The following is a 24784-nucleotide window of genomic DNA, read 5'->3' on the forward strand; positions in this document are numbered from 1 at the left end:
CACACACGACGGAGCCCGGCGCGGGAGTCCCGCGCCGGGCTCCGTCGTGTCTCACAGCTTCCCGAGCCGGGTGACGGCCTCCTGGAGCACCTCGGTCCGCTTGCAGAAGGTGAACCGGACGAAGGGGGCGCCCTGGTCCCGGTGGTCGTAGAAGACGGCGTTGGGGACGGCCACCACCCCGCACCGCTCGGGCAGCGCCCGGCAGAACGCGATCCCGTCGCCGGAGGCGTCGAGCGGCCGGATGTCGGTGGTGACGAAGTACGTGCCGGCCGGCCGGTAGACCGCGAACCCGGCGTCGGCGAGCCCGGCGCACAGCAGGTCCCGCTTGGCCAGCAGATCCGCGCGCAGCTCCGCGTAGAAGCGGTCGGGCAGCCGCAGCGCCTCGGCGACGGCGTACTGGAGGGGCCCGCCGGAGACGTACGTCAGGAACTGCTTCGCCGAGCGGGCCGCCGCCACCAGCTCCGGGCTCCCGGTGATCCAGCCGATCTTCCAGCCGGTGTACGAGAACGTCTTGCCGGCCGAGCTGATGGTGACCGTGCGCTCGCGCATGCCGGGGAAGCCGGCCAGCGGCAGGTGTTCGCCCTCGAACACCAGGTGCTCGTAGACCTCGTCGGTGACGACCAGCAGATCGCGCTCGCACGCCAGCTCGGCGACGGCGGTCAGTTCCTCGCGGGTCAGGACGGTGCCGGTGGGATTGTGCGGGGTGTTGATCAGCAGCAGCCGGGTACGCGGGGTGACGGCCGCGCGCAGTTCGTCGAGATCCAGCCGGTAGGTGCCCGCAGAGGTGTCGGGACGCAGGGTGACGGGAACGCGGGTGGCGCCCGCCATGGCGATGCAGGCGGCGTACGAGTCGTAGTACGGCTCCAGCGCGATGACCTCGTCACCGGGCTCCAGGAGCGCCAGGAGGGAGGCGGCGATGGCCTCGGTGGCGCCCGCGGTGACCAGGACCTCGGTGTCGGGGTCGTACGCCAGGCCGTAGCGGTGCTGCTGATGGGCGGCGATCGCGGTGCGCAGCTCGGGGATGCCGGGGCCCGGCGGGTACTGGTTCCCGTGCCCGGCGCGCAGGGCACGGACCGCGGCCTCGCGGACCTCCTCGGGGCCGTCGGTGTCCGGGAAGCCCTGGCCGAGGTTGATGGCTCCGGTGCGGACGGCCAGCGCGGACATCTCCGCGAAGATCGTCGTGCCGAACTCGGCGAGGCGGCGGTTGAGCAGCGGTCGTCCCTGTGTCATGACCGTCATCCTGCGCGCAAGCTCTGGAGTTGCTCAAGTCTGCTTTGGGCCTGTCGGGGTGCGGGCATTCGCCTTCCACGCCGGAATCGGCGCGAAGCGGGGGCCTCGCTTCGGGGGACGGAAGGACGTGAGGTCATGAGTGGTGTGCTGGGCTGGCTGATCCTGGGCGTGGCGGTCGTCGTCCTCGTGGCGAGGCTGGCGGGGGTCGGCGGCAAGGGGCGTGCGCCGACGCGTGGCAGGCGGCGCGGTGCCGTGGGCGGTGGCGCGGGCGGGGGCAGCTGGTGGGCCGGGGGCGGCGACGGTGGCTCGTCCTGCGGCAGTGGCGGTCACTCGGGTGGTCATTCCGGCGGTCATTCCTGCGGCGGGGGTTCCTCCTGTGGCGGCGGCTCCTCCTGCGGTGGCGGAGGCGGCTGCGGCGGAGGCAGCTGACACGGGGCAGCTGGTCCGCGAGGGGCCCGGCGGGACGGGTGTGACACACGCCAAGTCCCGCTGGGTTCCTTTTTGTTGGGCCTGAAGGCGGGTCTGCGGTGAACAGATGAGCGGAAGGCCCCCGGGGGGATGGAAACCCCGGCAAGTTGGGCAAAAACGCTGTGAGTGCGGCGTAGTTCGTGATTCCCTCGGTGGAGAGAACATTCAGCCCTCGGACCCCAGTTGGACCTGATCGGGCGCTTCCCACCTCCCACGCGCACGGCGCGGGGGCGTCCCCTGTCCATGTGTCCATGCGTGTTTGCGGAGCCGATCCATGCTCACGACCCTTCATACGGCCTATTCCGATACCCGTGCCGCCGATCTCGCCTGGGCGCTGGGGCGCGAACCGCTCCCGGCGCTGGCCGTCCTCGACCTCGAACTCGCGGGCGCCACAATGCAGTTGAGGCTGCTCGGGGCGTCCCATCAGGTGCTCCTGGAGGAGGAGCGCGGCAGCTGTTCCGAAACCGTCGCCTGCATGCCCGGCAGCAGTACCCCGCTGCCCCTGGGCGTCGCCAAACGGATCGGCGACTGGGAGTACGAGTTCGCGGCCCGCGTCGAGACGCTCGGAGCGGGTTCCTTCGCCGGCCGCGCCCAGGAGTTGCTGGCGCTCGTCGCCGATCATCCCCATGGGCTGGCCGGTACGTTCCCGGGCAGCCCGCACGCCTTCACCGCCATGCTCGCCCAGCGCACCGAGGGGCAGGTGCGGTGGCGCACCTGGCACGCGTACCCGCAGGAGGGGCAGCTGGTGGTGACGCGGACCCGGGTGGGCGTGCGGATGCCGGCGGCGGCGCTGTGACGGACGCCGACTGCGCCGCGGGTGCGCCGGTTGCACCCTTGTGGGTGACAAACGGCGACGAGTCAGTGACGTAGCGTTCGCGGCATGATCGACCAGCATATGTCGCTGCGAGGGGGCGCGGCGCGGCTTCCCGTCCGGCCGAGGACCGGTCGGTACCTCGTGCTGGCCGCCGTCTTCGTCTGTGCAGCCTGTGGACTGGTGTACGAGCTCGAACTGGTCGCGCTCGCCTCGTACCTGATCGGTGATTCGGTCACCCAGGCGTCCGTCGTGCTGTCCGTGATGGTGTTCGCGATGGGCATCGGCTCGCTGCTCGCGAAACGTTTACGCAACCGGGCCGCGGTGGGCTTCGGGCTGATCGAGGCGGCGCTCGCCCTGGTCGGGGGCTTCTCCGCGCTGGTGCTGTACGCGTCGTTCGCCTGGTTCGGGGAGTCGAGGTACGCGCTGGTCGGGTTCTCGCTGACGATCGGCATCCTGATCGGTGCCGAGATCCCCCTGCTGATGACGCTGATCCAGCGGGTGGACCGGCAGGACGCGGGCGGGGCCGTCGCCGATCTCTTCGCCGCGGACTACGTGGGGGCGCTCGTCGGCGGTCTCGCGTTCCCGTTCCTGCTGCTGCCGGTGCTCGGACAGCTGACCGGCGCGCTGCTGACCGGCGCGGTGAACGCGGCGGCGGGCGGGGCGCTGGTGCTGTGGGTGTTCCGGCGGGATGTGCCGCCCCGGTCCAGGTGGCTGCTGATCGCCGCCAACGCGACGGTGATCGCCGTGCTGGCCACGGCCGCGCTGCTGGCCGACGACTTCGAGCGGGCGGCGCGGCGCGCGGTGTACGGGGACCAGGTGCGGGTCGCCGTGCAGACGGACGTGCAGGAGGTCGTGCTGACCGGTGCGGGCCGCAGTTCCCTGGACCTCTATCTGGACGGGCGGCTGCGGGTCAGCGCGCGCGACGAGTACCGCTACCACGAGGCGCTGGTGCACCCGGCGATGAACGGGACGCACGCCAGGGTGCTGATCCTGGGCGGCGGTGACGGGCTGGCGGCACGGGAGGTGCTGCGCTACCCGGGCGTGCGGGACGTGACGCTGGTGGAGCTGGACCCCACCGTCACCCGACTGGCCCGTACGGACCACGCCCTCTCCGCGCTGAACGGGCACGCGCTGGACGACCCCCGGGTGACGGCGGTGACCGGCGACGCGTTCACCTGGCTGCGCACGGCCCACGGGCGCTACGACGTGGTGATCTCCGATCTGCCGGACCCCGGGATCTCGGCGAGCACCAAGCTCTACTCGGCGGAGTTCTACGGTCTGGTCACCGAGGCCCTCGCGCCGGGCGGCCGCGTGGTGGTGCACGGCGGCCCGCCCGTCGGCCGGCCGCGTACGTACTGGACGGTCGACGCGTCGATGCGGGCGGCCGGGCTGCGTCCGCGCCCCTACCGGGTCGGCGGGCGCTGCTCGGGCTTCGTGGTGGGCCCCGACCGGGCCTCGGCCGACACGGACGGGGACCACGGCTGGGGGTTCCTGCTGGCCTCGGCGGGCGCGCGGCCCGCGCTCGGCCTGGACCCGCGGGCGCCCGCGCTGCGCTCCCTGACCCTGCCGGGGCTGCGGGACGCGGGGCGCAGGGCGGAGGCCGGGCGGCTGTCCGGGCTGAAGCCGTCGACGCTGGTGCACCCCCGCTACTGGGAGGAGCGGTGAGGCGGTCCGGCGGGCGGTGCCGGTCAGTCGCGGGGTGCGGAAGCGCTGACGTGACGGCCGGGGCTGAGTAGGCTCGGTTTCCATGGAGCATGAGGTGTTCGTTCCGGTTCCGGTCCCGGCCCTGCGGCGGACGCTGGGCGATCCCGTCCGGGTCGCCCGTTGCGTCCCCGGGCTTCAGCAGGACGCCGACGCGTCGACGGGCCCCCTGGCAGGCCGGCTCAGAATCCGCGCGGGCGGCCACACGATCACCTACCGGGGCACCCTGCGCCTCACCCCGCTGCCGGGCGACCCGGACGTGGACTCCGTGTACGCCGTCCTGGTGGAGGGCGAGGGCACGGAGGCCCGGGGCGGCGGTTCCGCGCAGCTCGCGCTGACCCTCCGGCTGACGGAGGGCGACGAGGGCACGTCGATCGCCTTCGGCGGCACGGTGAGCGGGGACGGGCGCCTGCGCGACCTGGACCCGGCGGCCGCGCTGTCGGCGGTCCACCGGCTGCTGGACCGGTTCGCGCAGCAGCTGGTGACGGAGTCGCTGGCCGCGCACGGGGAGGACTCCGGCGGGGAGCCGGGCGAGGGGTCCGGCGGCGGGACTGCCGGCGGCGAGGCGGACGGCGGCGAGGGGGCCGGTGGCGAGGCCGACGACCCGGGTGCTGCCGCCGTCACCGCGGACGAACTGGCCGTCGGGGAAGCGGTGGAGCAGGCGCTTGAGGAGGCCGCCGAGGAGGCGGACCAGACCGGCCCCGAGCCCTCGGCCGGATCACCGCTCACCGGGTCGGGGCCGATGGGCGGCGCCGACGAGGTGCTGCCCACGCACGAGGCCGCCGCCGACGAGGCCCCGGGCACGGAGCCGGGGAAGCAGGGCGGAGAACAGCCGGAGGAGCCGGGCGAGGAGCAGGAGGGGGACCGGGAGTCCGTGTTCGACGCCCCGATTCCGCCGTCGTCGCTCGACCCGGTCGCCGGTATCGAGTTCACCGTTCCGGACGGGCCGCCGGCCGAGGCCGCGCACGCCCGGCGCACCATGATCGGGCGCAGCGCCGAGGAGGTCGACCACGCCCCGCCGCGTGGCCGGTACGCCCCGGTGCCCTCGCCGGAGGCGGGCGGCGCGGGTGCCACGCTGCGCTGGGTCGCCCCGGCCGCCGCGCTCGCCCTCGCATCGGCGGTGGTCGTGAGCCGGGCGCTGCGGCGCCGGAGGTAGCGGCGACAGTAGGCTCGTCCCGTGAGCAGCAGCGAGAAGGACGTCCGGCTCTCCGTCGGCGACACAGAGTTGACCGTGAACCCCGCCAACGGCTGCCGTATCAGCAGCCTGCGGATCGGCGGCACCGAACTGCTGCGGCAGGGGGAGCGGTACGGCTGCTTCCCGATGGTGCCGTGGTGCGGGCGCACCGAGAACGGGCAGTTCCGCGACGGCGGCGTCCTGCACCAACTGCCGCTGACCGCCCCTCCGCACGCCATCCACGGCACCGGCCGCGACACGGCGTGGAGGACCGCGCTGGAGAGCGGGACACAGGCGTCGTTCTACTACGACCTGGCCGACCCCTGGCCGTACCCGGGCCGGGTGACCCAGACCTTCGAACTGGCCGAGGACTCCCTCACGTTGGCCTTCGGCATCGAGACGTACGGGGACTCCTTCCCGGCGCAGGCGGGCTGGCACCCGTGGTTCCGCCGCCGCCTCGACAGCGGCGAGGAGGTCCGGATCGACTTCGACGCCGCCTGGCAGGAGGAGCGCGGCGAGAACCACCTGCCGACCGGCCGCCGGGTTCCGCCCTCGGCCGGGCCGTGGGACGACTGCTTCGGGATGCCGGACGGCGTCGATGTCACCCTCACCTGGCCCGAGCGGCTGGAGCTGACCGTGAAGAGCCGGTCCGAGTGGGTGGTGATCTACGACGAGCAGGACGAGGCGGTCTGCGTGGAGCCGCAGTCCGGTCCGCCGAACGGGCTGAACACCGCCCCGCGCTATGTCACCCCGATCGAGCCGCTGGAGATCGCGACCACGTGGAGCTGGCGCCGGCTCTGAGCCGCGGGCACCTCCGCCCGCCGGGGGCCCGCCCGCCCGGCGAGCCGGGGTCGGCTCCGGTATGGGCGCCGGCTCCGGTGCGGGCGCCGACTCCGGTGCGGCCACCGGCTCCGGCGTGGGCACCCGCTCCGGCGTGGGCACTCGCGGGAAACGGGCGCCTTATCCTCGTAGCCATGACTGACGTACGCGCTGAGCTGCTCCAGCAGATCAAGGACAAGGCCGTGGTTCACGGCAAGGTGACGCTCTCCTCCGGCCTGGAGGCCGACTGGTACATCGATCTGCGTCGCATCACGCTGGACGGCAAGGCCGCTCCCATGGTCGGTCAGGTCATGCTCGACGCGACGGCGGAGCTGGACTACGACTGCGTGGGCGGTCTGACGCTGGGCGCCGACCCGGTCGCCACGTCGATGCTGCACGCCTCCGCGGCCCGGGGTCAGGAGCTGGACGCCTTCGTCGTCCGCAAGGCCCAGAAGGCCCATGGGATGCAGCGCCGGATCGAGGGCGCGGACGTCAAGGGCCGGCGCTGCCTCGTCGTGGAGGACACCTCGACGACCGGCGGCTCGCCGCTGACCGCCGTCGAGGCCGTGCGCGAGGCGGGCGGCGAGGTGGTCGCCGTCGCCGTGATCGTGGAGCGCGGTGCGGCCCCGGCCATCGCCGAGGCGGGCCTCCCGTACGTCCACGTGTACACGGTCCCGGACCTCGACCTGGGGTGACCTGCGGCTTTCTGCGAGGGCGGCCTGTTTCACGTGAAACAGGCCGCCTTTGTCGTACCCCTGCGAACCGGGGTCGCGAACGCTGGGGGACTCCGCCGGGTGGAGCCGGGACAGGAGTCTGGGAAGATGGGGGCGACGATGACGTCGCCCCCAGGTCAGGGACCAAGCAACGCACACCCGCACATCCCAAGGAGCGGACAGATGCCCATCGCAACCCCCGAGGTCTACGCCGAGATGCTCGACCGGGCGAAGGCAGGCAAGTTCGCCTACCCGGCCATCAACGTGACCTCGACCCAGACCCTGCACGCTGCGCTGCGCGGCTTCGCGGAGGCCGAGAGCGACGGCATCGTTCAGATCTCGACCGGCGGCGCTGAGTTCCTGGGCGGCCAGTACAACAAGGACATGGTCACGGGCGCGGTCGCGCTGGCCGAGTTCGCGCACATCGTCGCCGCCAAGTACGACATCACCGTCGCGCTGCACACCGACCACTGCCCCAAGGACAAGCTGGACGGCTACGTCCGCCCGCTGCTCGACATCTCCGCCGAGCGCGTCGCCAAGGGTCTGAACCCGCTGTTCCAGTCGCACATGTGGGACGGCTCGGCCGAGACGCTGGCCGACAACCTGGCCCTCGGCCAGGAGCTGCTGGCCAAGGCCGCCGCCGCCAAGATCATCCTTGAGGTCGAGATCACCCCGACCGGTGGCGAGGAGGACGGCGTCACCCACGAGATCAACGACGAGCTCTACACGACCGTCGACGACGCGCTGCGTACCGCCGAGGCGCTCGGCCTGGGTGAGAAGGGCCGCTACCTGCTGGCCGCCTCCTTCGGCAACGTGCACGGCGTCTACAAGCCGGGCAACGTCGTCCTGCGTCCGGAGCTGCTCAAGGACCTCCAGGAGGGTGTCGGCGCCAAGTACGGCAAGACCTCCCCGTTCGACTTCGTCTTCCACGGTGGCTCCGGCTCCACCGCCGAGGAGATCGCCACCGCGCTGGAGAACGGCGTCGTGAAGATGAACCTCGACACCGACACCCAGTACGCCTTCACCCGCCCGATCGTGGACCACGTGTTCCGCAACTACGACGGTGTGCTGAAGGTCGACGGCGAGGTCGGCAACAAGAAGGTCTACGACCCGCGCAGCTGGGGCAAGTCCGCCGAGGGCGGCATGGCCAAGCGCGTCACGGAGGCCTGCGCCAGCCTGCGGTCCACCGGCACCAAGCTGAAGTAATCCGGTCCGGATGTACGGCGTGGGCCCGGCGACCCCTCGGGGTTGCCGGGCCCACGGCATGTCCGTGTCCGGCACGCACGATCCGAGGGAACAGCTGTGAGCACGTCCTACGACTTCGACACCGTCATCGACCGCCGCGGAACCTGGTGCGTCCAGTGGGACGGAGTCGCGGACCGGTTCGGGGTGGACGGCCTGCTGCCGTTCACCATCTCCGACATGGACTTCGCGACGGCCCCCGAGGTCCTGGCCGCCCTGCGGGCCCGGCTCGACCACGGCGTCTTCGGCTACACGGACTGGCGGCAGGGCGACTTCCGGTCCGCCGTCGCCCACTGGTACGCGACCCGGTACGGCACCACGATCGACACGGACCGGCTGGTGTACGGGCCGTCCGTGCTCAGCCAGTTCTCCCAGCTGCTCCAGATGTGGACGGCCGAGGGCGACGGGGTGGTCCTGCACACCCCCACGTACGACGGTTTCCGCAAGGCGGTCACCGGGCTCGGGCGGGAGCTGCGGGGCGTGCCGCTGGGGGACACGGACGCGCTGGAGCGTGAGCTCGCGCGGCCGGACAGCACGGTCCTCGTGGTGTGCTCGCCGCACAACCCGTCCGGGCGGGTGTGGACGGAGGCGGAGCTCGCGGAGATGGCCGCGCTCGCCGCACGGCACGGGGTGGCCGTGATCAGCGACGAGATCCACGCGGACTTCGTGCACGACGGGCGGCCGCACGTGCCGTGGACCCGGGTGGGCGGTGACGCGCGCTGGGCGGTCGTCACGTCCGCCTCGAAGTCGTTCAACTTCCCGGCGCTGACCGGTTCGTACGGCCTCATCGGACGGACCGAGGACCGGACGGAGTTCCTGCGCCGGATGGAGACGGCCGAGGGCCTGGCGTCCCCGGCGGTGCTCTCGCTGACCGCGCACATCGCCGCGTACCGGGAGGGCGGGCCGTGGCTGGACGCGGTACGCGCGTACGTCGCGGAGAATCTGGCCCTCGTCGCCGAGCGGCTGAACGGCGCGTTCCCGGCCCTGGAATGGGAGCCGCCGCAGGCCGGATACCTGGCCTGGATCGACCTGCGCCGCGCGGGTGTCACGGACGACGAGGCACTCCAGCGTGTGCTGATCGAGCGGGAGCGAGTCGCGGTGATGCCGGGGAGCACGTATGGGGCGGACGGCTTCGTGCGGCTGAATGTGGGGTGCGCGCGGAGCAAGGTGGAGGCGGGGGTCGCCGCGTTGATCCGGGGCGTGGAGGCGGTGCGGGGCGCCGCGTAGCGGCGGGGCGGGGCTGTTTCGGGGGCTCCGCCCCCGGGCCCCCGCTTCTCAATCGCCGGAGAGGCTTGAAGGCGGGCTTGAAAGGTGGGCTTGAAGTGCGGGCTTGATGGGGCCGCCGGGCCAGGCACACTTGGAGCATGTCGATCCACGAGAACCTGCTCGGGGGCCCTCCCCCGACCCACCTGCCCGACGACCCGGAGCCGCGCGAGCTGCTCGCCGCCGACACCGCGCCCGCCGACGTCGCCGCGAAGTACCCGACCTCCTCGCTGGCCTGGGCGCAGCTCGCCGACGAGGCGTTCGAGGGCGGCCGGGTCGTCGAGTCGTACGCCTACGCCCGCACCGGCTACCACCGCGGTCTCGACGCGCTGCGCCGGGCCGGCTGGAAGGGCCACGGCCCCGTACCGTTCGAGCACGAGCCGAACCGCGGCTTCCTGCGGGCCCTGCACGCCCTCGCACGGGCCGCGCAGGCGATCGGCGAGCAGGAGGAGTACGAGCGCTGCTCGACGTTCCTGCGCGACTCCTCCCCGACCGCCGCCGAGACCCTCGGCTGACCCGCCCCCGTACCGCAGGCCCCGCGAACGCGCACCCGCGCACGCGGGGCCTGCGCGTCTCCCGGCGGGCCGTTTAGGATGCGAACAGGGGACCGGAGCTCCATCACCTCACGGAAGGGGCGGACCGCTACCCGGAAGCTCGTGTCGAGGAGACAGCGATGTCGACGATTCACCCCGACCCCGAAGCCACCGGTGCGCAGACCCCGCACCTCGACTTCGCGGGAACGACTCCGTACGAGGACTACGTCCAGGCGGATGTCCTGACCCACCTCCAGCACCTGCGCTCGGACGATCCCGGCGAGATGGTCTTCCTGGTCACCACCCAGGTCATGGAGCTGTGGTTCACCGTCATCGTCCACGAGTGGGAGACCGCGGCGCACGCGATGCGCGGGGACCGGCTCGACGTCGCGCAGGACGCGCTGAAGCGGTCCCTGCGCGAGCTGGAGGCGTTGAACGCCTCCTGGACGCCGCTCGCCCAGCTCACCCCCGCCCAGTTCAACTCCTACCGGTCCTCGCTCGGCGAGGGCTCCGGCTTCCAGTCGGCCATGTACCGGCGCATGGAGTTCCTGCTCGGTGACAAGTCCGCGTCCATGCTGGTGCCGCACCGGGGCGCGCCCCGCGTCCACGCGGAGCTGGAGAAGGCCCTCGCGGAGCCCGGTCTGTACGACGAGGCGCTCGCCCTGCTCGCTAGGCGCGGGCACGCGATCCCCGAGGCCGTGCTCGGCCGGGACCTGACCCAGAAGTACGAGCCGTCGCCCGAGGTCGAGGCCGTCTGGACGGCGGTCTACGCCAACCCGGACCAGAACGACGAACTGGTCCGCCTCGGCGAGGTGCTCACCGATGTGGGCGAGCTGGTCTGGCGATGGCGCAACGACCACCTCCTGGCGACCCGGCGGGCCATGGGCTCCAAGACCGGCACCGGCGGCTCGGCGGGCGTGGCCTGGCTGGAGAAGCGCGCCACGAAGAACGTGTTCCCCGAGCTCTGGACGGCCCGCAGCCATGTCTGACCTCCGGGAGCGCGCCCAGGCGCTCGACACCGCGGACGCCCTGGCCCCGCTGCGCGAACTGTTCACCCTCGACGACACCGTCTACCTGGACGGCAACTCGCTCGGCGCGCTGCCGCGCCACGTGCCCGCCCGGGTGCAGGAGGTCCTCACCCGCGAGTGGGGCGAGCTGCGCATCCGGTCCTGGGGCGAGAGCGGCTGGTGGACGGCGCCCGAGCGGATCGGCGACCGCATCGCCCCGATCGTGGGGGCCGCGGCCGGCCAGATCGTCGTCGGCGACTCGACCAGCGTGAACGTCTTCAAGGCCCTCGTCGCGGCGACCCGGCTGGCGCCGGAGGGCCGCGACGAGATCCTGGTCGACGCGCACACCTTCCCCACCGACGGCTACATCGCGTCATCGGCGGCCCGGATGACCGGGCACCGGATCGTCCCGGTCGCCCCCGCCGACGTGCCGGACGCGCTCGGTCCGCGTACCGCGGCCGTCCTGCTCAACCACGTCGACTACCGCTCGGGCCGGCTGCACGACCTGCCGGGGCTCACCGCCGCCGTGCGGGCTGCCGGCGCGGTGGCCGTGTGGGACCTGTGCCACAGCGCGGGGGCGCTCCCGGTCGGTCTGGACGAGCACGGCGTCGACCTGGCGGTGGGCTGCACGTACAAGTACCTCAACGGCGGCCCCGGTTCGCCCGCCTACCTGTACGTCGCCGAGCGGCACCAGGCGGCCTTCGACTCGCCCCTGCCGGGGTGGACGTCGCACGCGGACCCGTTCGCGATGACGCCCGGCTACAGCCCGGCCGACGGCGCGGTCCGGGGCCGGGTCGGCACCCCCGACATCCTGTCCATGCTGGCGCTGGAGGCCTCCCTCGACGTCTGGGACGGGGTCGGGATCGAAGCGGTACGGGCCAAGTCCCTGGCGCTGACGGACTTCTTCCTGGAGTGCGTCCAGGCGTACGCCCCCGAGGGCCGGGTCACCTCGGTCACCCCGGCCGCCCACCGGGAGCGCGGCAGCCAGGTCGCACTGCGCTGCGAGGACGCCGAACCGGTCATGGCCGAGCTGATCGCACGCGGCGTCGTCGGGGACCTGCGCCGGCCCGATGTACTGCGGTTCGGTTTCACACCGCTGTACGTGGGGTTCGCCGACGCGGAACGCGCGGCACGGGTGCTTGCGGAGGTTCTGGGCGCCCCGGCGGCGTAGGCTGCCGCATCCGTCCGGTGACCGGCTCGCCCCGGTCGCCGGACGGCGCCGCGCCCCGGTTCGGTACGGGTTGTGGAGGGCGTCGGCCCCGCCTCCCGCGCGCCGGTGCCCCGCAGCGATTCCCGGTGGGCGCGCCCCGCTCCCGTACTGGTACCGTCCCCGCAGGTCAGGCCAGAGGCCGGGGGACAGGGAGGGTGGGAACAGCATGACGGATTCCGCCGCGCGCGAGCAGGACGCCGCCGAGACCGAGTCGGCCTTCTCGCATCCGGCCGTCGCCCCCGACGCGTCCGCCTCCTACGGCAGCCACCCCGACCAGGTCATCGACTTCTACGCCCCGCGCGAGGGCCGTACCGGCGCGCCCGTCGTGGTCGTCCTGCACGGCGGCGCGTGGCGGGCCCCGTACGACCGGGCCCATATGTCGCCGTTCGCGGACTTCCTGGCCCGGCGCGGGTTCGCCGTCGCCAACGTCGAGTACCGGCGCGGCAGCGAGCTTCCGCAGCAGCGCGGCTCGGGCCCGGTCGCGGGCCGCTGGCCGGAGACCTTCGACGACGTGGCCGCCGCGCTGGACGCCCTGCCGGAGCTGCTGGCGCGGGAGCTGCCCGCGGCGGACGGCCGCCGGATCGTCGTCACCGGGCACTCGGCGGGCGGGCAGCTGGCCCTGTGGGCCGCGGCCCGGCACGTCCTGCCCGAGGGCTCGCCGTGGCGGCTGCCGAGGCCGCCCGCGCTGCGCGGTGTGGTGGCGCTCGCGCCGATCGCGGACTTCGCCTCCGCGGTCGGGCTCGACGTGTGCTCGGGCGCGATCGGGCAGCTCCTGGGCGCCGCGGAGGACTTCGCCGGGCGGAGCGCGTACGCCGACCCGGCCCGGCTGCTGCCCACCGGCATCGCGACGGTCGTGGTGCAGGGCACCACGGACCTCACGGTCCCGGCGGCGGTCTCCGAGGCGTTCGTGGACGCGGCGGCGAAGGAGGGCGAGACGGTGGGGCTCACGCTGCTGCCGGACGTCGGGCACTTCCCGCTGATCGACCCGGCCGCCGACGCCTGCGCCGTGGTCGCCGAGGAGATCGCCCAGCTCGCCTGGTAGGGCCGCGCGGCGCCCGCGTAGTACTTGCGACGGACGGCCGGGAATCCACATCACTGCTGACGACCCGGCCCGTCGCCCCGCCTACCGTGGAGGCGTGACCGAGACCAAGACCAGAAGCCCGGAACTCCGGCTCGCCGCAGGGGCGATCGGCGATCTGCGGCAGGACCTCCTCCAGGACCCGTTCGCATATCGGCCGATGGCACCGATGCGGACCGACGGGCCGCTGACCAGGCGGTTGCCGGCGCGGATCCGGGCCGCTTTCGCCTGGGCCCCGCACGCCATGGTGCTGCTCGCCGCGCTGATCACCTTCATGGCCGGTTTCGCCTCCACCGGGAACGCCGGCGTCCTGCTGTCCGGGCTGATTCCCGCCGCCTGTGTGGCGATGACCCTGATCAGGCCGGTCGGGGCGTTCTGGATATCGATGGCGCTGACACCGGTGACCGTGATCGTGGAGGGCGGAGACCAGCCGTGGGGGCCGAGTCTCTTCTTCTCCCACCTGGTGGTGCTGTTCGTCGTCGCGGCCAGGACCCGGCCGCGGACCGCCGCCTGGATGTGGGCGCTCACGCTGGTGCTGGGCCTCTTCGTGGAGGGCGTCATCGGTGCGGGCGGCGGGGTGGAGACCGCGGCCATGGCGGTGGTCTCGGCATTCGCGCTGCTCGTGGTGAGCCTGGTGCAGATCCGGCGGGAGGCGCAGCACGAGGTCACCGTGCAGCGCACCGTGACCGCCGTCGAGCGCGACCGGCGCACGCTGCTGGAGGAGCGCACCACGATCGCCCGCGAACTGCACGACGTGGTCGCCCACCACATGTCGGTCGTCGCGATCCAGGCCGAGGCCGCCCCGTACCGGGTGGAGAACCCGCCGCCGGAGCTGGAGCAGGCCTTCGTCACGATCCGGGAGAACGCCGTCGCCGCCCTCACCGAACTGCGCCGGGTGCTCGGCGTCGTACGGGCCGACGACTACGAGGCGCCGGACGCCCCGCAGCCCACCCTGGCCGATCTCGACCGGCTGCTCGCCAATGTGCGGGAAGCGGGTCTGGAGACGGAGAAGGCGGTGACCGGAGCGGTCCGCGAGCTGCCCCAGGGCGTCGAGCTGTCGGCGTACCGGATCATTCAGGAAGCGCTCAGCAACAGCCTGCGGCACGCGCCGGGCGCCATCGCCAGGGTGGAGATCGGCTACGTCCTCGGCGGGCTCGGGCTGCGCGTGGTCAACGGCCCGCCGACCGGTCCGGTGAAGCCGTCGCCGGGGGCCGGGCACGGGATCACCGGGATGCGGGAACGGGTCGCGATGCTCAACGGCGAGATGACCGCCGAGGCCACAGCGGAGGGCGGTTACGAGGTCACGGCCTTCATCCCCGCCCAGCCGGCCGCGTCCGACGACCCCATGGAGAAGCCATGACGGCCTCGCCCGCCGCCCCGATCCGGGTCCTGATCGTGGACGACCAGATGATGGTCCGCGAGGGCTTCTCGGTCCTGCTCAACGCCATGCCGGGCATCGAGGTCGTCGGCGAGGCGGTCAACGGGCGCGAGGCCGTCACCCAGGTCGCCGCGCTCAGACCGGACGTGGTGCTGATGGACATCCGCATGCCGGAGCTCAACGGCATCGAGGCCACCCGCGAGATCGTCGCCGCCGACGCGGACGCCAAGGTGCTGGTGCTGACCACCTTCGACCTCGACGAGTACGTCTACCAGGCCCTGCGCGCCGGTGCCTCCGGCTTCCTCCTCAAGGACGCCTCGGCCCGCCGGCTCGCCGACGGCGTACGCGTGGTCGCCTCCGGCGAGGCGCTGCTCGCCCCGACGGTCACCCGGCGCCTGATCACCGAGTTCTCCAAGCTGGCCGCTGCGCCCAGGCCCCCGGCCCTGGCCCGGATCGGCGACCTCACGGAACGCGAGACGGAGGTGCTCGTCCTCATCGCCCAGGGCCTGTCGAACGCCGAGATCGCCGGACACCTGGTGGTCGCCGAGTCCACGATCAAGACCCATGTGAGCCGCATCCTCGTCAAGCTGGGCCTGCGTGACCGTACCCAGGCCGCAGTCTTCGCCTACGAGGCCCGCCTTGTGACCCCGTCCTGACCCGGTGCTTCCGACCCGGTGCTCCCGGAGCGGGCGCGGCAAGGGCTGGCCGGGGTGCGGGTGGCCGGTTAGCGTCGGTCCATGGAACAGCCCAGCGCGTCCCCCGGCCCGTTCGACCCCTGGTCGGCGGCGTTCGTCGCCGATCCGTACCCCGCCTACGCCGAGCTGCGGGCCACCGGCCGCGCGCACTACTTCGCGGCCACCGACCAGTGGCTCGTCCCGCACCACGCCGATGTCTCGGCCCTGCTGCGGGACCGGCGGCTGGGGCGGACGTATCTGCACCGGTTCACCCACGAGGAGTTCGGCCGGACGCCCCCGCCCCCCGAGCACGAGCCGTTCGAAACGCTCAACGGGCAGGGGCTGCTGGACCTCGAACCGCCGGACCACACCCGCATCCGGCGCCTGGTCTCCAAGGCCTTCACCCCGCGCACCGTCGAACAGCTCGTCCCGACGGTGCGGCGGCTGGCCGCCGGGCTCGTCGACGACTTCGTCGAGCAGGGCGGGGGCGATCTGCTCTCGGCCGTCGCCGAGCCGCTGCCGGTCGCCGTGATCGCCGAGATGCTGGGCATCCCGGAGTCCGACCGGGCGCCGCTGCGGCCCTGGTCGGCCGCGATCTGCGGAATGTTCGAGCTCAACCCCTCCGAGGAGACCGCCCGCGCCGCCGTCCGCGCCTCCCTGGAGTTCTCCGCGTACCTGCGCGGGCTGATCGCCGAGCGGCGCGCCGACCCGGGCCCGGACCTGATCTCCGCGCTCGTCGCCGCCCACGACGAGGGCGAGCGGCTGACCGAGCAGGAGATGGTCTCCACCTGCGTCCTGCTGCTGAACGCCGGGCACGAGGCCACCGTCAACACCACGGCCAACGGCTGGTGGACCCTGCTGCGCCACCCCGAGCAGCTGGCCGCCCTGCGCGCCGACCACGGTCTTCTGCCGACGGCACTCGAAGAGCTGATGCGGTACGACACGCCGCTCCAGATGTTCGAGCGCTGGGTGCTGGACGACATCGAGATCGGCGGCACGGTCATTCCGCGCGGTTCCGAGGTGGCCCTGCTCTTCGGCTCGGCCAACCGCGACCCGGCCCGCTTCACGGATCCGGACACGCTGGACCTCACCCGCCGGGAGAACCCGCACATCACCTTCGGCGCCGGCATCCACTTCTGCCTCGGCGCCCCGCTGGCCCGCGTCGAGCTGGCCGCGTCCTTCGGCGAACTGCTGCGCAAGGCCCCCGGCCTGCGGCTGGTCGCGGAACCGGAGTGGAACCCGGGCTACGTCATCCGGGGCGTGAAGGAGCTGCGGGTCGAGCTGTGAGGCCACGGGCACGGGGTGCCGGGGCCCGGGAGTGCGCCGGCCCGGCGCGTGAGGCCCCGGCGCCGCACGGGCCGGGCCGGCTACCGGGCCGGAAGTATCAGCCCCCAGGCCCCCGCCCGCACCGTCCAGGTCCGCGTCCGCACCGGCCCGCCGACCTGTATGTCCGCCCGGTAGCGGAAATCCGCCCCCGAGACCGTGACGGCCTTGGCCCTGGTGATGACCGGGGCGCCGTCCGGCGCGTCGATCGTCACCTCGGCCACGCCGTCGGCACCGCGCCCTGAGGTCACCGTCACCGAGGCGACCGGGCGGTCCAGATCGTTCAGCACGACACCGTCGGCCTCCACGCGCAGCCGGTGCGTCGAGGCGGCGGCGGACGGCTCCGGGGGCGCGGGGCGCACCAGGGTGCGGACCAGGGAGCGGCAGCTGTCCCAGACCGCTGTGACCCCCGAGCGGCCGGTGGCGGCGCCCGGGGCGCCGTTCAGGGCGGGGATGCGCAGCGCCCCCAGCACCACGCCGTCGCTGTCGTCGACGAGCAGGTCCAGCCGGCGCTCCGCCCCGTCCAGCGCCGTGCGCGCCGCCGCCACCGTGCCCGTCGGCACGCCGAGCGAGTGCGCGAGTTCCAGGGTGGCCGACGCGCCGACCGGTACCAGTGAGAGCGCGTTCATGGCCGGTTCCCGCTCCCGGTGCAGCAGGGACACCGCGCGCCGCAGTGCCCGGTCGTCGCCTATGACCACCGGCCGCCGGCCGCCGCGCCGGGACAGGGCCCGGACGAATTCCCCCGGGCTGTCCGGGAGGCAGATCTTGGCGTGCGAGCCCGCGCTCAGCACGTCCTTGGCGATGCGGACGGACTCGCCGTCCGTGCGGCGGGCGACCGGATCGATCACCACCAGCAGATGGGGCGCACCGTTACCGGGGGGCTGGGCAGCCGACACCTCGGTCCTTCCTCGGGTAGCATCTTGGTGCAAGAGCCCCTTGCGCTATTGCGCCAGGGGCTTCGTCTATTCCGGGGCACCCGGTTCGACGGTTCAGGCTGTGCCGTACAACGTCGTACGGCATGTACGGCGTTTTGGTACGCCCCCTGACCTTGGACATGCCCCGCCCGGAAGGGGTGTACGCCTGTGCCCGCACTTGTGCTGCTCGGTGCTCAGTGGGGTGACGAGGGCAAGGGAAAGGCCACCGACCTCCTCGGTGGATCCGTGGACTACGTGGTGCGCTACCAAGGCGGCAACAACGCCGGTCACACGGTCGTCGTCGGCGACCAGAAGTACGCACTGCATCTCCTCCCCTCCGGAATCCTGTCACCGGGATGTACCCCGGTCATCGGTAACGGTGTCGTCGTCGACCCGGCGGTCCTGCTCTCCGAGCTGAGTGGGCTGAACGACCGCGGCGTGGACACGTCGAAGCTGCTGATCAGCGGCAACGCCCATTTGATCACCCCGTACAACGTCACCGTCGACAAGGTGACGGAACGGTTCCTCGGGAAGCGCAAGATCGGCACGACCGGGCGCGGTATCGGCCCGACGTATGCCGACAAGATCAACCGCGTCGGCATCCGCGTCCAGGACCTCTACGACGAGTCGATCCTGGAGCAGAAGGTCGAGGCGGCCCTGGAGCAGAAGAACCAGCTCCTGGCCAAGGTCTTCAACCGGCGCGCCATCGAGGCCGGCAAGGTCGTCGAGGACATGCTCCAGTACGCGGAGCAGATCAAGCCCTACGTCGCCGACACGACGCTGGTCCTGAACAACGCCATCGACGCGGGCAAGGTCGTCCTCTTCGAGGGCGGTCAGGGCACGCTGCTCGACGTCGACCACGGCACGTACCCCTTCGTCACCTCCTCGAACCCGACCGCGGGCGGCGCCTGCACCGGTTCCGGCGTGGGGCCGACCAAGATCAGCCGGGTCATCGGCATCCTCAAGGCGTACACCACCCGCGTCGGCGCCGGCCCGTTCCCGACGGAGCTGCTGGACGAGGACGGCGAGGCGCTGCGCCGGATCGGCGGCGAGCGCGGTGTCACCACCGGTCGCGACCGCCGCTGCGGCTGGTTCGACGCGGTCATCGCGCGGTACGCGACCCGGGTCAACGGTCTCACCGACTTCTTCCTCACCAAGCTGGACGTGCTGACCGGCTGGGAGCAGATCCCGGTGTGCGTGGCGTACGAGATCGACGGCAAGCGCGTCGAGGAGCTCCCGTACAGCCAGACCGACTTCCACCACGCGAAGCCGGTCTACGAGATGCTCCCGGGCTGGTCCGAGGACATCACGAAGGCGAAGACCTTCGCCGACCTGCCGAAGAACGCGCAGGCGTACGTGAAGGCGCTGGAGGAGATGTCCGGCGCCCCGATCTCCGCGATCGGCGTCGGCCCCGGCCGGACCGAGACCATCGAGATCAACTCGTTCCTGTAGGCACACGGGCACGGAGGAGGGCCGGGGCGGAGGTCGCGCCCCGGCCCTCCGGCATGTCCGCCCGACGGAGACCGCTGCTGGTCTAGACCTTGACAGGTCCAGACCAGCAGCGGTTGGGTGTCGGGATGCCCGGACGGCCCGCCCCCGCTGAGGTGTCGCGCGGCGAGCCATGCCCGTCCTTGTCGAAGGAGTGAGCAGCGCTGAACCGCATCAAGAGCGTCCTGACCGTACTGAGCGCCGTCATCGCGACGGCTGCCTTCCTGCCCGGCGCCGCCAACGCCGCTCCCGCCGGGCCGGCCGTCGCCGGCCCGGCCTCGTGCGCACCCCTGTGGAGCTCGTCGACCGCCTACTCGGCGGGCGGCACGGTCTCGCACCACGGCCGCAACTGGACGGCGAAGTGGTGGACGCAGAACGAGAACCCGGGCGCCACCACCGTCTGGGCCGACGCGGGTGCCTGTACGGGTGGGGTCTCCGACTTCGCCATCAGCGAGGCGGAGTTCGACGAGATCTTCCCCGACCGCGACCCCTTCTACACGTATCAGGGTCTGATCGACGCCCTGCACGCGTACCCGCGGTTCGCGAACACCGGTACCGAGCAGACCAGGAGCCGGGAGGCGGCGGCGTTCCTGACGCATGCCGACTTCGAGTCGGTCGGCCTCCAGTACGTGAAGGAGATCAACGAGGCCAACTACTGGATCAAGTGCGACTACAGCCAGCCGTTCGGCTGCCCGGCGGGCCAGTCCGCGTACTACGGGCGCGGGCCGATCATGTTCAGCTGGAACTTCAACTACAAGGCGGCGGGGGACGCCCTCGGCCTCGATCTGCTCAACGATCCCTGGCTGGTGGAGCGTGATCCCTCGGTCGCCTGGCAGACCGCGCTCTGGTACTGGAACACCCAGAACGGCCCCGGGACCATGACCTCGCACGACGCGATGGTCGGCGGGGCGGGCTTCGGCGAGACGATCCGCTCGCTCAACGGATCGTTGGAGTGCGACGGCGGCAACCCCGAATCGGTGCGCGCGCGGGTCGCCAAGTACGAGCACATCACCGATGTCATCGGCGTCGCCCCGGGCTCGGGCCTCACCTGCTGACGTCACTTCGGTGCCCCGGGCCCGTCCGCGATCCCGCATCGTGGACGGGCCCGGGGTTTAACCGGCGGAAATTCCCTCATTGTTGGTCTAGACCTTGACAGGTCCAGACCAACAGCGCTTGAGTGTCGGCACCCCCACAGCGGCGCGCCGGGTCAGCGATGCGCCGCGCCGAAGGAGTGTGCAGATGTTCCGACGCGCCATGGGCCTGCTCGCCGCGCTGGGCGCGGTCGTCGCAGGACTCGTCGTACTCCCCGCCACGACCGCATCGGCCGCCGACTGCGCGGCCGCCTGGAACGCCTCGTCCGTCTACACGGGCAGCGACTCCGCCTCGTACAACGGGCACAACTGGACCGCCAAGTGGTGGACGCAGAACGAGACCCCCGGCAGTTCCGACGTCTGGGCCGACCAGGGCGCCTGCGGAGGCGGCGGCAGCACGGACCCGGGCGACCCGGGCTCCTCCGCCGGCTTCGTCGTCAGCGAGGCCCAGTTCAACCAGATGTTCCCCGGCCGCAACTCCTTCTACACGTACAGCGGGCTGGTCGCCGCCCTGGACGCCTACCCGGGCTTCGCCAACACCGGCAGTGACGACGTCAAGAAGCAGGAGGCCGCGGCCTTCCTCGCCAACGTCAGCCACGAGACCGGCGGCCTCGTGTACATCGTCGAGCAGAACACCGCCAACTACCCGCACTACTGCGACAGCGGCCAGCCCTACGGCTGCCCGGCCGGTCAGGCCGCGTACTACGGGCGCGGACCGATCCAGCTCAGCTGGAACTTCAACTACAAGGCCGCGGGCGACGCGCTCGGCATCGACCTGCTGGGCAACCCCTACCTGGTCGAGCAGGACGCGGCCGTGGCCTGGAAGACCGGCCTCTGGTACTGGAACACCCAGAACGGCCCCGGCACCATGACGGCCCACAACGCCATGGTGAACGGCGCCGGCTTCGGCGAGACGATCCGCTCCATCAACGGCTCGATCGAGTGCAACGGCGGCAACCCCGCCCAGGTCCAGAGCCGCATCGACAAGTACCAGGCGTTCACGCAGATCCTCGGCACCACGCCCGGCTCCAACCTCAGCTGCTGACCGCGGAATTCACACGTGTGGGGGACGCCCCCGGCCACTCGGCCGGAGGCGTCCCCCACCTCGTTGTCAGTGGTGGCCTCTAACGTCGCAATCGTCGGGACCGCAGGCGGTCGGCGCACGAGGAGAGGCACCACGATGGAGTTCCTGATCGAACGCGGCGAGCTGACGGACGCCGTCGCCTGGGCCGCCCGTGTCCTGCCCACCAGATCGCCCGTGCCCGTCCTGGGCGGTCTGCTGCTGGAGGCGGCGGACGGCAGGCTGAGCATCTCCGGCCTGGACTACGAGGCGTCCGCCCGCATCGAGGTGGCGGCGCGGACCGAAAGGCCCGGGAAGGTCCTGGTCATGGGCCGCCGCCTGCTCGATGTGTGCAAGGTGCTGCCCGAGGGACCGGTGGAGTGCGCGGTCGAGGGGGCGCGGTTCACGGTGACGGGCGGCGGCGCCGGATTCGGCCTGTCGGTCCTGCCGTTGGACGACTATCCGGCGCTGCCGCCGCTGCCGGACGTCCTCGGCGCGGTGGACGGGCAGGAATTCGCGGCGGCCGTCGCCGACGTGTCGGTGGCCGCGGGCCGCGACGACACGCTGCCCACGCTCACCGGCATCCGGCTGGGGATCGACGGCGGGCGGCTGACCCTCGCGGCGACGGACCGCTACCGCTTCGCGGTCCGTACGCTCGGCTGGCAGCCCGCGGAGCCCGGCGTCACGGCCGATGTCGTCGTCTCGGCCCGCCGGCTCAGCGAGATCGCCCGGTCCGTCGGCGCGCGCCCGGGACCGGTCCGCCTCGCGCTGGACAAGGGCTCGGCGGGCTTCGAGCGGGAGGGCATGCGCACCACCGTCCGGCTGCTCGACGGCCGGCTCCCGCGCCACGACAAGCTGTTCGTGCTGAACGGCCCGGTCAAGGCGGTGACCGAGCGCGAGCCGCTGGTGGAGGCGGTGAAGCGGGTCGCGGTGGTGGCGGACGGGGACAGTCCGCTCCAGTTCGCCTTCTCCGCCGGCTCCGTGCTGCTCCAGGCGGGATACGAGGACGACGTGGCCTCCCAGCGCCTGCCCGCCGAGCTCCTGGACACCGAGGAGATCACGGTCGCGTTCAACCCGTCGTACCTGATGGACGCGCTGGCCTCGTTCGACACCCCGGTCGTCCGGTTCCAGCTGATGGGCCAGGGGCAGCGCGCCATGATCACCGGGCACCGGGACCACGAGGAGGCGGCGGGCGCGGCGGACGGGTCGGGGGACACGGTCCACCAGCACCTGCTCATGTCGGTCAAGCCGCTGGTCCAGTGAGGACGGACACGGGGCCCGGCCCGCCGGTCCCTGGGCCCGCGGCCGGGCGGGGCCGGTCAGCCGGACTTCGTGTACGTGAGCTTCTCGCCGCTGGACGTGTTCTCGCGGCTCAGCGTGCCGTCAGGGAGCAGGGTGAGTCTGGTCGGGCTGCCGGGGGAACAGGACGTCATGGGCTCGCCCTCCGTCACGGTGGACGGGCCGATCTCCACCGAATCGCCCTCGGCCGCCTCGGCGGACAGCGACGCCTCGAAGACGCAGCGGTAGGTGCCGCCCGTGGCCAGCGGGCCCTCGGCGGTCAGGGTGAGGATGGTGTCGCCCACCTCGCCCTGCCGGATGACGAGTTCACGGGTGGAGTGGCCGGTGGCGTTGTCGATGCTGCCGGACCAGGACCCGAGGTAGCCCTCGGGGACGCCGCCCTCCTCGCCGTTCTGCCCGTGGTCGCTGGGGGAGGGGTCCGGGGAGACGGAGACGTCCGGGGACGGGGAGTTGCCGGTGTCCTCGGACGGGGACGGGCCGGCGGAGTGGGAGGGGCCCGCCGTGGGCTTCCCGCCCTTGTCGTTCATGAGCGCGTAGACGGAGCCCCCGGCCCCTATCGCGACCAGCACGGCGACGACGACGAGAGCGACGGTCGAGCCTCTGCGGCGGCCCGGCTCCGGCGCGGGGGCCGGGTGCGGGGCGCCCGCCGGGTAGCCGGGGCCGTACGGGGGAGTCGCGACGAGACCGGGCTGCTGCGGGTATCCGTAGGGGTAGCCGTGGTCCTGGCCGGGCTGCTGCGGATAGCCGTACCCCGGGGCGGGGCTGGGCTGTTGCGGGGGGCCGAAGCCCTGGGCCGGCTGTTGCGGGTAGCCGTAGCCGGGCGGCGCGGCGGGCGGCGGTCCGCTCGGTGGCGGTCCGCTCGGCTGCGGGGCGACGGGGCTGGGCGCGGCGATCGCGGTGGGGAGCGCGTGGACGGGCGCGGGCGGCGTGGCCGAGGGCTCGCCGGGCGTGGCGGGGAGCACGGCGGTGGGTGGCTCGGGCGGGGGGCCCGGCGCCGGCGCGGGTCCGCTCGCAGCCCCGTCGGGGACCGGCTTGGTCAGGGAGGCCGGACCGGCCGGGACCGGAGCGGCCACCGGGACCGCGTCCTGTGGCCCCACGCCGTCCTGCTGCCCCGCACCGCCCTGCTGTCCGGCGACCGGCTGTCCGGCGACCGGCGGCCGCGCGTCCCGTGGCTCCGCGTGCCCGGGGCCGCCTCCTGCCGGCCCGCTCCCTGCCGGCCCGCTCCCTGCCGGCCCGCTCCCTGCCGGTCCGGCGTGGGCCGGCCCCGCGTCCTCGGGGTCCTCCGAGTCGAGCAGTTCCACGGCGTGGCGGCCGAGTTGGGCGATGAGCGCGCCCGGCAGCCAGGGCTCCGGGCTGTTGTCGCCGTCGGCGAGCAGGGCCAGGATGTCGTCCGTGGACGGCCGGGCCTGCGGGTCCTTGTGGAGGCAGCCCCGGATCAGGTCGTCGAGGCCGGCCGTCACGCCGGTCAGGTCGGGGTCCTCCTGCGCGATGCGGAACAGCAGGGCGTGCATCTCGTTGGCCGCCGCCCCGAAGGGCAGCCGCCCGGTCAGGGCATACGTCAGCACCGAGCCCAGGCAGAACACGTCGCTCGCCGCGCTCACGCGCTCGCCCCGCACCTGCTCGGGCGACATGAAGCCGGGCGAGCCGACCAGCGCGCCGGTGCGGGTGAGACCGCCGTCGGTGACGGTGTCCAGGGCTCTGGCTATCCCGAAGTCGATGACGCGCGGACCGTCGATCGTGAGGAGGATGTTGGACGGCTTCAGGTCCCGGTGGATGAGGCCGGCCGTGTGGATGGCCTTCAGGGCGTGTGCGAGACCGGAGCCCAGAATGCGGACGGACCGTTCAGGCAGGGGGCCGTAGGTGCCGGGGGCGGGCCCGGACGAGGCGCTGGGCCGGCCCGAGACGGTGGCATGGAGGGAGGGCCCAGCGACATAACCGGTGGCGACCCACGGCACGTCGGCGTCGGTGTCGGCGTCCAGCACCGGGGCGGTCCACGTCGAGCCCACCCGGCGTGCGGCCTGCACCTCCTGCCGGAACCGGTCGCGGAACACCTGCTGAGCGGCGAGTTCCTCGCGTACGAGCTTGAGCGCGACCGTACGGCCGCGGTCGGAGCGGGCCAGATACACCTGGCCCATCCCGCCCGCGCCGAGGCGCCCCAGCAGGCGGTACGCGCCGATGCGCTGTGGATCGGTGGACCCGAGCTTTTCCATGGTGTGCGGCCTCCCCCGTACGACAACACGCCGGACGGGGACGAGAATAGCGGCGTGGATCGCCGTGCCGCGGCCCCTCCGGGGCTCGGGGCCGG

At 72.8% G+C, this 24784-nt stretch carries 22 protein-coding genes; 19 read left to right on the forward strand and 3 right to left on the reverse strand.

What is annotated here, in order from left to right:
- Positions 1–51: 51 nt before the first annotated feature.
- The gene (locus B082_RS0106980; RefSeq protein WP_018551094.1) at positions 52–1230 is read right to left on the reverse strand and encodes a pyridoxal phosphate-dependent aminotransferase; all 1179 of its coding nucleotides are present in this window, start codon (positions 1228–1230) and stop codon (positions 52–54) included.
- A 135-nt stretch (positions 1231–1365) separates the two neighbouring features.
- Here B082_RS0106980 and B082_RS37790 point away from each other — a divergent pair, with 135 nt between their 5' ends.
- The 15 genes from B082_RS37790 (at position 1366) to B082_RS0107050 (ending at position 16591) form a co-directional block, all read left to right on the forward strand.
- The gene (locus B082_RS37790) at positions 1366–1659 is read left to right on the forward strand and encodes a hypothetical protein (protein WP_106435476.1); all 294 of its coding nucleotides are present in this window, start codon (positions 1366–1368) and stop codon (positions 1657–1659) included.
- Between the two features lie 313 nt (positions 1660–1972).
- Complete coding sequence (locus B082_RS0106985; protein WP_018522268.1) at positions 1973–2494, forward strand: DUF2617 family protein; 522 nt, start codon at positions 1973–1975, stop codon at positions 2492–2494.
- An 84-nt stretch (positions 2495–2578) separates the two neighbouring features.
- A complete protein-coding gene (locus tag B082_RS0106990; protein ID WP_026249509.1) occupies positions 2579–4177 on the forward strand; it encodes a polyamine aminopropyltransferase in 1599 nt (532 codons plus the stop codon).
- A gap of 94 nt (positions 4178–4271) precedes the next feature.
- Positions 4272–5369 carry an SRPBCC domain-containing protein gene (locus B082_RS0106995; protein WP_018551096.1) on the forward strand — a complete coding sequence of 366 codons (1098 nt, stop codon included), beginning with the start codon at positions 4272–4274 and terminating at the stop codon, positions 5367–5369.
- Between the two features lie 21 nt (positions 5370–5390).
- Complete coding sequence (locus B082_RS0107000) at positions 5391–6188, forward strand: aldose 1-epimerase (protein WP_018551097.1); 798 nt, start codon at positions 5391–5393, stop codon at positions 6186–6188.
- A 173-nt stretch (positions 6189–6361) separates the two neighbouring features.
- On the forward strand, positions 6362–6901 hold the full coding sequence (gene pyrE, locus B082_RS0107005) for an orotate phosphoribosyltransferase (protein WP_018551098.1): 540 nt from the start codon (positions 6362–6364) through the stop codon (positions 6899–6901).
- A 201-nt stretch (positions 6902–7102) separates the two neighbouring features.
- A complete protein-coding gene (gene fbaA, locus B082_RS0107010) occupies positions 7103–8125 on the forward strand; it encodes a class II fructose-bisphosphate aldolase (protein WP_018551099.1) in 1023 nt (340 codons plus the stop codon).
- A gap of 96 nt (positions 8126–8221) precedes the next feature.
- Positions 8222–9388: a MalY/PatB family protein gene (locus B082_RS0107015; RefSeq protein WP_018551100.1), complete on the forward strand. Its 1167-nt coding sequence runs from the start codon at positions 8222–8224 to the stop codon at positions 9386–9388.
- Positions 9389–9525: 137 nt separating this feature from the next.
- The gene (locus B082_RS0107020) at positions 9526–9939 is read left to right on the forward strand and encodes a DUF3151 domain-containing protein (RefSeq protein ID WP_018551101.1); all 414 of its coding nucleotides are present in this window, start codon (positions 9526–9528) and stop codon (positions 9937–9939) included.
- 158 nt (positions 9940–10097) lie between these two features.
- The gene (locus B082_RS0107025) at positions 10098–10946 is read left to right on the forward strand and encodes a tryptophan 2,3-dioxygenase family protein (RefSeq protein ID WP_018551102.1); all 849 of its coding nucleotides are present in this window, start codon (positions 10098–10100) and stop codon (positions 10944–10946) included.
- On the forward strand, positions 10939–12135 hold the full coding sequence (gene kynU / locus B082_RS0107030) for a kynureninase (RefSeq protein ID WP_018551103.1): 1197 nt from the start codon (positions 10939–10941) through the stop codon (positions 12133–12135). Before B082_RS0107025 ends, kynU begins: the two co-directional genes overlap by 8 nt.
- A 205-nt stretch (positions 12136–12340) precedes the next feature.
- A complete protein-coding gene (locus B082_RS0107035) occupies positions 12341–13216 on the forward strand; it encodes an alpha/beta hydrolase family protein (RefSeq protein WP_018551104.1) in 876 nt (291 codons plus the stop codon).
- Positions 13217–13310: 94 nt separating this feature from the next.
- Positions 13311–14612, forward strand: a complete 1302-nt coding sequence (locus tag B082_RS0107040) for a sensor histidine kinase (protein ID WP_018551105.1) — start codon at positions 13311–13313, stop codon at positions 14610–14612.
- Positions 14609–15286: a response regulator gene (locus tag B082_RS0107045; RefSeq protein WP_018551106.1), complete on the forward strand. Its 678-nt coding sequence runs from the start codon at positions 14609–14611 to the stop codon at positions 15284–15286. Before B082_RS0107040 ends, B082_RS0107045 begins: the two co-directional genes overlap by 4 nt.
- Before the next feature lie 81 nt (positions 15287–15367).
- A complete protein-coding gene (locus B082_RS0107050; protein ID WP_018551107.1) occupies positions 15368–16591 on the forward strand; it encodes a cytochrome P450 in 1224 nt (407 codons plus the stop codon).
- Between the two features lie 80 nt (positions 16592–16671).
- On the opposite strand, the gene B082_RS0107055 is transcribed toward B082_RS0107050, so the two are convergent.
- A complete protein-coding gene (locus B082_RS0107055; RefSeq protein ID WP_018551108.1) occupies positions 16672–17523 on the reverse strand; it encodes a hypothetical protein in 852 nt (283 codons plus the stop codon).
- Positions 17524–17709: 186 nt separating this feature from the next.
- Between B082_RS0107055 and B082_RS0107060 the strand changes: the two genes are divergently transcribed.
- From B082_RS0107060 to dnaN, 4 genes are all read left to right on the forward strand, one after another.
- Complete coding sequence (locus B082_RS0107060) at positions 17710–18993, forward strand: adenylosuccinate synthase (RefSeq protein ID WP_026249510.1); 1284 nt, start codon at positions 17710–17712, stop codon at positions 18991–18993.
- Positions 18994–19223: 230 nt separating this feature from the next.
- On the forward strand, positions 19224–20084 hold the full coding sequence (locus B082_RS35755) for a glycoside hydrolase family 19 protein (RefSeq protein ID WP_275942400.1): 861 nt from the start codon (positions 19224–19226) through the stop codon (positions 20082–20084).
- A gap of 184 nt (positions 20085–20268) precedes the next feature.
- Complete coding sequence (locus tag B082_RS0107070; protein ID WP_018551112.1) at positions 20269–21165, forward strand: glycoside hydrolase family 19 protein; 897 nt, start codon at positions 20269–20271, stop codon at positions 21163–21165.
- Between the two features lie 135 nt (positions 21166–21300).
- Positions 21301–22443, forward strand: coding sequence for a DNA polymerase III subunit beta (gene dnaN / locus B082_RS0107075; RefSeq protein ID WP_018551113.1), 1143 nt, complete (start codon positions 21301–21303; stop codon positions 22441–22443).
- 56 nt (positions 22444–22499) lie between these two features.
- Here dnaN and B082_RS0107080 read toward each other — a convergent pair whose 3' ends face one another.
- Positions 22500–24689: a serine/threonine-protein kinase gene (locus tag B082_RS0107080; RefSeq protein WP_018551114.1), complete on the reverse strand. Its 2190-nt coding sequence runs from the start codon at positions 24687–24689 to the stop codon at positions 22500–22502.
- Positions 24690–24784 lie beyond the last annotated feature (95 nt).

Origin of the sequence: Streptomyces sp. ATexAB-D23, assembly GCF_000373645.1 — a bacterium.
GTDB lineage: Bacteria > Actinomycetota > Actinomycetes > Streptomycetales > Streptomycetaceae > Streptomyces > Streptomyces castrisilvae.

Bases quoted from the DNA above. Each gene is read 5' to 3' on its own strand.
- B082_RS0106980 (WP_018551094.1), bottom strand. From the start codon at position 1,230: ATGACACAGGGACGACCGCTGCTCAACCGCCGCCTCGCCGAGTTCGGC.
- B082_RS37790 (WP_106435476.1), top strand. From the start codon at position 1,366: ATGAGTGGTGTGCTGGGCTGGCTGATCCTGGGCGTGGCGGTCGTCGTC.
- B082_RS0106985 (WP_018522268.1), top strand. From the start codon at position 1,973: ATGCTCACGACCCTTCATACGGCCTATTCCGATACCCGTGCCGCCGAT.
- B082_RS0106990 (WP_026249509.1), top strand. From the start codon at position 2,579: ATGATCGACCAGCATATGTCGCTGCGAGGGGGCGCGGCGCGGCTTCCC.
- pyrE (WP_018551098.1), top strand. From the start codon at position 6,362: ATGACTGACGTACGCGCTGAGCTGCTCCAGCAGATCAAGGACAAGGCC.
- fbaA (WP_018551099.1), top strand. From the start codon at position 7,103: ATGCCCATCGCAACCCCCGAGGTCTACGCCGAGATGCTCGACCGGGCG.
- B082_RS0107020 (WP_018551101.1), top strand. From the start codon at position 9,526: ATGTCGATCCACGAGAACCTGCTCGGGGGCCCTCCCCCGACCCACCTG.
- B082_RS0107025 (WP_018551102.1), top strand. From the start codon at position 10,098: ATGTCGACGATTCACCCCGACCCCGAAGCCACCGGTGCGCAGACCCCG.
- kynU (WP_018551103.1), top strand. From the start codon at position 10,939: ATGTCTGACCTCCGGGAGCGCGCCCAGGCGCTCGACACCGCGGACGCC.
- B082_RS0107035 (WP_018551104.1), top strand. From the start codon at position 12,341: ATGACGGATTCCGCCGCGCGCGAGCAGGACGCCGCCGAGACCGAGTCG.
- B082_RS0107045 (WP_018551106.1), top strand. From the start codon at position 14,609: ATGACGGCCTCGCCCGCCGCCCCGATCCGGGTCCTGATCGTGGACGAC.
- B082_RS0107050 (WP_018551107.1), top strand. From the start codon at position 15,368: ATGGAACAGCCCAGCGCGTCCCCCGGCCCGTTCGACCCCTGGTCGGCG.
- B082_RS0107070 (WP_018551112.1), top strand. From the start codon at position 20,269: ATGTTCCGACGCGCCATGGGCCTGCTCGCCGCGCTGGGCGCGGTCGTC.
- dnaN (WP_018551113.1), top strand. From the start codon at position 21,301: ATGGAGTTCCTGATCGAACGCGGCGAGCTGACGGACGCCGTCGCCTGG.
- B082_RS0107080 (WP_018551114.1), bottom strand. From the start codon at position 24,689: ATGGAAAAGCTCGGGTCCACCGATCCACAGCGCATCGGCGCGTACCGC.